The sequence below is a fragment of the Lyngbya sp. CCY1209 genome (assembly GCF_035615495.1).
Taxonomy (GTDB): Bacteria; Cyanobacteriota; Cyanobacteriia; order Cyanobacteriales; family Microcoleaceae; genus Limnospira.
The window spans coordinates 1-5,520 of the sequence record NZ_JAJENU010000185.1; the positions used below are offsets into that span (position 1 = coordinate 1).

Below are 5,520 nucleotides of genomic sequence, written 5' to 3' on the forward strand. Positions count from 1 at the left end.
CAAAATGTAGCACAGGCATCTTGCCTGTGGATTCAGATCGGATCGCCTCATTTAAGATGAAACAGTCCAGTAGGGTGCGTTACCGTCGATCCATCATCAGTCAATTCGGTCAGTGGCGGTCGGGAACGCACCGAAAATTTGCCCATAATAAATGCACGGATATTCATTGCTATTAATGCGAATCTTGATGCCCAGTATTATCTTAATTCAATTGAGATGCGATCGCGATTATTTGAATGCTCACGATATGACATTCTATCAAATCCGGTTGAATGCTCGGAACACAAAACGGGTTAGATATCCAGACCGCTTTGGAATCAATTCCAAAGCTAATAGCTCAAATCCTCTCAAGAGGATTGGGAAGATTTTTCGATCCAATAACTGGATCTGATATAATTAGAGCAACCGACAAGATGGTTCGGATTTGAACCCACTTAGGAGGATCGATTTTCTCGGGTCGCTTTAATCAACAAACAACGATCAAGAAAAATATGGCGATATCTTGATATCATCCCGCATCATCAATTTTCTGCTGGATTTTATGCAAAGCTTTAAAAACACTACCAAAAGCAATTCCAAGCCCGATCGCAAATCCGATTAAAGATGGAAAAGGGAGTTCTGACGATAATGAACCAATCGCAAAAGCCATACCAATGATCGTCCATTTAAAATAATTCTTATTTTTCATTAATCGCACCGATTAACATCAACTTCAATATAAATCCAGTCAAATGTAGGAATCCCAACTACAATTATTCGAGTCGTCAACGCAGCATTAATTGAAATGATGATAAAAACTGCATTCTTAGGACTCGGGGTGATGGGAGGGTACATGGTTGCCAATTTAGCCCGAGTTGGCTACGATGTCAAGGCGTGGAACCGCACCCTTCGCCCCAGAATTGCGATGCCAACGTTGAAGTTCCTGTGAATCGCCCCCAAACCCCCAATTCTGGGGGCTTCCCCCAACCCCCAAACCCCCAATTCTGGGGGCTTTGATCGGATGGAATTTGGGCTCATCATGTCATATTGCTGTAAAATATAAATGCAGCTTTGCAAGATGCCGAAGAGAAAATCCCATGACAGAAATTATTTTTTTAGTTGAGGATGACCCGGAAGGGGGCTACGTCGCCAGGGCGATGGGTGAATCTATCTTCACTCAAGCTGATAGCATTGAGGAATTGCGAGAAATGGTAAAAGATGCCGTTCGTTGCCATTATGATGATGAGGCGAATCGTCCAAAAATCATCCGTTTACATATCGTGCATGATGAGGTGATTGCTTCGTGAAGTTGCCGAGAAGCTCGTATCGAAAACCACTTTAGCATGAGCCATGATGAACTTCTGAATCGACTTTTTTATTGACAATGAATAAGGGAGAATAAACATGAAATGGCGTGTCGTACTCGAATCGGATTCAGAAACTGGAGATTGGGCGGTTTGGTGTCCGGAGTTGCCCGGTTGCGTGTCGGCGGGAGAAACGGAAGAGGAAGCGTTAGAAAATATTAAAGAGGCGATCGCGCTTTATCTCGAACCGAATCCGATTGAATTACAATCCGGTGCGGTTGTGCGCGAGGTATCGGTGGGATGACTCGTAGCAATTATGATGATGAAGCGAATCGTCCAAAAATCATCCGTTTATCGAACCCGATCCGATTGGCTTAAAATAAAATATCGTCAAGTCTCCGGAGGCTAAATTATGTAAATCAAAGTCGAAGTTCCCGACGAATTGGCGATCCGGTTGAGTCCGCTGCAAGAGCAGTTGCCGCAAATTTTAGAACTGGGGTTGCGGGAATGGAGTGCGGATGCTCAATCGGGATTTTCGGGGTTGGCAGATGTTTTGGAGTTTTTGGCAAATCTTCCCACCCCGGAGGAAATTTTGGCGTTGAAGCCGTCTGAGGCGTTGCAGCAGCAGATCGCCAATTTGCTGGAAAAAAATCGGACGATTGGGTTGACGGCGGAAGAGGCGCGATCGTGGCAACAATATGAATATGTCGAGCATTTGGTGCGGGTGGCTAAGGCTAAGGCTTTGCTGAAACTCAGGGAAGCGTGAAGGATGAGCAAGGCTTATGTTTCTGTCGCACTGAGGCGCCTGGTGAGCGATCGCGCTGATTTTGCTTGTGAGTATTGATTGAATGATACTCGGGGATTAAAACTATCATGAAAGTTATCAATCCGGAACAATCCTATACATTCAGCAAAATTTTTGAACTCAAAATAGAACCCAAAGATTTATCCAAGTATTTCGGCTTGGTTGATACTCTACTGATGGAATTCCCATCTTTTTTTTTCCAAAAACTGCATGAACATAGGGAGTGATGGCAATCGCTTGAACGGGAACTCCGATTGCCATCAAATCTGGACTTGTTCGAGTTTGATTGATGAGGTAGTTTCCACTGTTCCAACTAGTATTATTCCAATTACCATAGCTATCTTGCCATCGAATTGAAAAATGTATGATCAATCCAGCATTGTTAACACAACAAATTTTTTGAACTTGATTCATTATTTTAAATCCGGTTTTAAATTATTTATCTTTTGCGGAGAGTGAGTTTGCCTGAATCGGAGCAAGCTCACTCTCCATCTTTCAAAACTTTTGATCCTTTGAAGAATCAAAAATTCTGAATAAGTACAATTAAATGGCAGCACCAGGACTATGCGAATGTAGCATGGTTTCCATTTTTACTCGTACATATATATCCCTGATAAGTACCGCCATTTTGGGCAATCTGATACTCAGTGTTGACATGGATTCTGTCGGGCTGACTTAAAGAATTAACTGACAAAGGACGGTCATCAATATTTGATGATGCAACACCTGTAGATATAACTGATGTACCCGCCTCATTTTTGATGTTGACATTTACCATTTCAACTGCTAGTAAGTTGCGGTGTATTAGTTGTGACAAGCCGGGGTAATTTTTGACAGAATTAGTAGTCCAACTACCATTGCTATTGTAAACAACCTCAAATGTCGTTACTCCTGCAGTTGTGTCACATATTCCAGAACCAATTGAGGAGGTCGTAAAATTGATTACTTGACCGGCTTGGAAACTTCCAGTCTGTACATAAAATATGAGTATAGGCTGACAGTCGATGTTCTTATTCGGTGCAGCATTGATAAAATTAGAAAGAATTGTTGAACCGTTGGAATTGTGAACTGCTAATCCCGCATTATACTTGTTTGTAACGGGGTTAAATATAGGAGTAAGAATCCGAAAAGCACCTGGTTGTACTCCCTCGCTGTAAGTTGGCACTGACAATCCTAATCCCGGTTCTATCGACATCTTAGTAGTATTATTTGTGGATTCAGAAGATTCGGAATTTGTCAATTCTATCCGTTGAGTTGCAGATGTATATCCAGAACTTTGTCCCACTACTATATGGGGAGCTTGCTCTTCAACGCCAGCATAATACTGTTGCAAAAATTGAAAAGTCAACAACGAACCACTGCTCTCATAAGGCATCAAGGTCGCACTATATATACTGTTAGAATAAACTTCCGATCCTCCGATATATTGCGCGGGCTCTTGAAAGAAATAGAAATCTTGCTTTTCGGGACTTAAATTTTTGACATTGATGGTGTAAAGGGTACTCATGATGTTTTCCTATTCGTCGGTTAAGCTCTAGATTTACGATGACTCAATAATGTATTTTTTTTTTCTTTAATACCACCGAAGTTTGTGAACTTAAACCGGAAACTTTACTGATAACTTTCCCGAAAATCCCTCAAACCCAATCCCAACAAGGCTTTCAAGCCGATCGCCCCCTTGACACCCCCCAAACATCGAGTAAAGTTAGACGTATAAAATTCAAATTTGTCCTGAAGGGTCTATCTACTGTTTGTTGTAGTTTGTCCACCTTCGTAACTCTCTACTATGTCTCTTTATAGCCAACGAAACAGAAACAGTGTCATCCTCACCCAGCAGGGATTTCGGAAACTGCGAGCCGCCCAAGCGGAAACGGATCTTTGGAATCCCATAACCCAATCCTGCACTTTGGAATCCCTCGCCGAACTGACCGGACTCTCGACCCACACCCTCAGTAAAGTTCACGCCCGGAAAAAGAAGGTCGATTTCAGATCCATCGATCGCTACTTTGCCGCCTTTGACCTGACCCCGGAACCGGGGGATTACGAACCGCCCATCCGACAAGCCAAAACCGATCGCGCCCTCCAAAATACCGCCGTCAGTTGGGAACTCGCCCCGGACGTGGCGGGGTTCTGCGGTCGCACGGCCGAACTGGAAATCCTGCGACGGTGGATATTAGCCGATCGCTCCCGTTTTATCACCCTTTTCGGCATGGGAGGAATCGGAAAAACTTGGCTGGCGGCGAAGCTGGCGGAACAGGTGCAACCCCATTTTCAATCCCTGGTGTGGCGGCATCTCGAACCGATCGCCCATCCTCCCCTTCCCTTCGGCGACTTCCTCGACGACCTGATTCGCGACCTTTCCCCCCACTCGCTTATTCCCGACTCCATCAACGGGAAAATCCGACAGGTGATGAAGTGTTTGGAGGGCAAATCTCATCTGTTGGTTCTCGATAACGTCGAATCTATTTTGGAAGAGTATCAATCCCCCGCCACCTCCGAGACAAGTGACGCGGAACCGCAGAATCCGGACTGGGAAGCCTATCGCAAATTCCTCCAACATCTCGCCCAAGGGCGACATCAAAGCTGCGTGGTTTTAACCAGTCGAATTGAACCCAACTTAATTTATTTCCTCGGCGGGAACAACTCCCACATCCGTTCCCTCTCCCTCCCCGGACTGCCGGTGGCGGACATCCGAGAAATGCTGGGCGTACAGGGGACATTCCAAGCCGCGCCGGAGGACTGGGATCGCCTCGCGGACTGCTACGACGGCAATCCCAAAATTCTCAACATCGTCGCCGCCACCGTCCTGCGGTTATTTAATCGTAATTTGACCGAATTCTTTCGCCAAAATACGCTCATTTTTGATGAGATCTGCGAACTGCTGGAAGAACAGTTAAACGTTTTATCCGACCCCGCACGAACGGCGATCGCGCTTCTGGCGGCGGAGAAAGCACCCCTCTCGCTTTCCGAGTTGCGATCGCACGTCTCATCTTCCATCGCCCGGAAAAACCTGTTGGGAACGCTGACATCCCTGAAAGCGCGATCGCTCGTCAATTTGACGGAAACTCACGTTTTTCTGAATCCCTTGTTGGGAAATTATTTGGCATTGAGCGACCGATCTTGAAAGTTCCCCTTTGCAAGGGAGATTTAGGGGGATCGGATCTATCCCATCGAATCGAAAACTTTCATATAGCCATGTGAAATAATATCAGATCCGGTTATATTTCCGACAATCGCAGATCCCCCCCGCCCCCCTTAACAAGGGCAGGGCTGTTTCATTCTCCCCAGAAAAATGGCAGGGGGAGCGGAGGGAGCGACCGGGAGCGGAGGGAGAAGAGAGAGATTTTTCGGAATAAAAAGGTATTTTTAACCGGAAAAAATCCTTGCTCCTGTCTCCCATCAACGGTTTTCATTGTCGCCCTCGACAATTTT

General features: G+C 45.4%; 8 protein-coding genes. 5 read left to right on the forward strand and 3 right to left on the reverse strand.

Annotation, left to right across the window (positions count from 1 at the left end; genetic code table 11):
* Positions 1 to 508: 508 nt before the first annotated feature.
* The gene (locus tag LKE08_RS02900; RefSeq protein WP_324702690.1) at positions 509 to 688 is read right to left on the reverse strand and encodes a hypothetical protein; all 180 of its coding nucleotides are present in this window, start codon (positions 686 to 688) and stop codon (positions 509 to 511) included.
* 96 nt (positions 689 to 784) lie between these two features.
* Between LKE08_RS02900 and LKE08_RS02905 the strand changes: the two genes are divergently transcribed.
* From LKE08_RS02905 to LKE08_RS02920, 4 genes are all read left to right on the forward strand, one after another.
* Positions 785 to 928: an NAD(P)-binding domain-containing protein gene (locus LKE08_RS02905; protein ID WP_324702691.1), complete on the forward strand. Its 144-nt coding sequence runs from the start codon at positions 785 to 787 to the stop codon at positions 926 to 928.
* Positions 929 to 1,076: 148 nt separating this feature from the next.
* Positions 1,077 to 1,286 (forward strand): 2-oxoisovalerate dehydrogenase, encoded by a 210-nt coding sequence (locus tag LKE08_RS02910; RefSeq protein ID WP_324702692.1) that lies wholly within the window; start codon positions 1,077 to 1,079, stop codon positions 1,284 to 1,286.
* Between the two features lie 97 nt (positions 1,287 to 1,383).
* The gene (locus tag LKE08_RS02915) at positions 1,384 to 1,587 is read left to right on the forward strand and encodes a type II toxin-antitoxin system HicB family antitoxin (protein ID WP_324702693.1); all 204 of its coding nucleotides are present in this window, start codon (positions 1,384 to 1,386) and stop codon (positions 1,585 to 1,587) included.
* 150 nt (positions 1,588 to 1,737) lie between these two features.
* Complete coding sequence (locus tag LKE08_RS02920; protein WP_324702694.1) at positions 1,738 to 2,049, forward strand: hypothetical protein; 312 nt, start codon at positions 1,738 to 1,740, stop codon at positions 2,047 to 2,049.
* 159 nt (positions 2,050 to 2,208) lie between these two features.
* On the opposite strand, the gene LKE08_RS02925 is transcribed toward LKE08_RS02920, so the two are convergent.
* Together LKE08_RS02925 and LKE08_RS02930 are read right to left on the reverse strand one after the other, a co-directional pair.
* Complete coding sequence (locus tag LKE08_RS02925) at positions 2,209 to 2,502, reverse strand: hypothetical protein (protein WP_324702695.1); 294 nt, start codon at positions 2,500 to 2,502, stop codon at positions 2,209 to 2,211.
* 148 nt (positions 2,503 to 2,650) lie between these two features.
* Positions 2,651 to 3,595 carry a hypothetical protein gene (locus LKE08_RS02930; RefSeq protein WP_324702696.1) on the reverse strand — a complete coding sequence of 315 codons (945 nt, stop codon included), beginning with the start codon at positions 3,593 to 3,595 and terminating at the stop codon, positions 2,651 to 2,653.
* A gap of 279 nt (positions 3,596 to 3,874) precedes the next feature.
* Between LKE08_RS02930 and LKE08_RS02935 the strand changes: the two genes are divergently transcribed.
* Entirely contained in the window at positions 3,875 to 5,212 is a 1,338-nt protein-coding gene (locus LKE08_RS02935) for an NB-ARC domain-containing protein (RefSeq protein ID WP_324702697.1), read from the forward strand.
* Positions 5,213 to 5,520 lie beyond the last annotated feature (308 nt).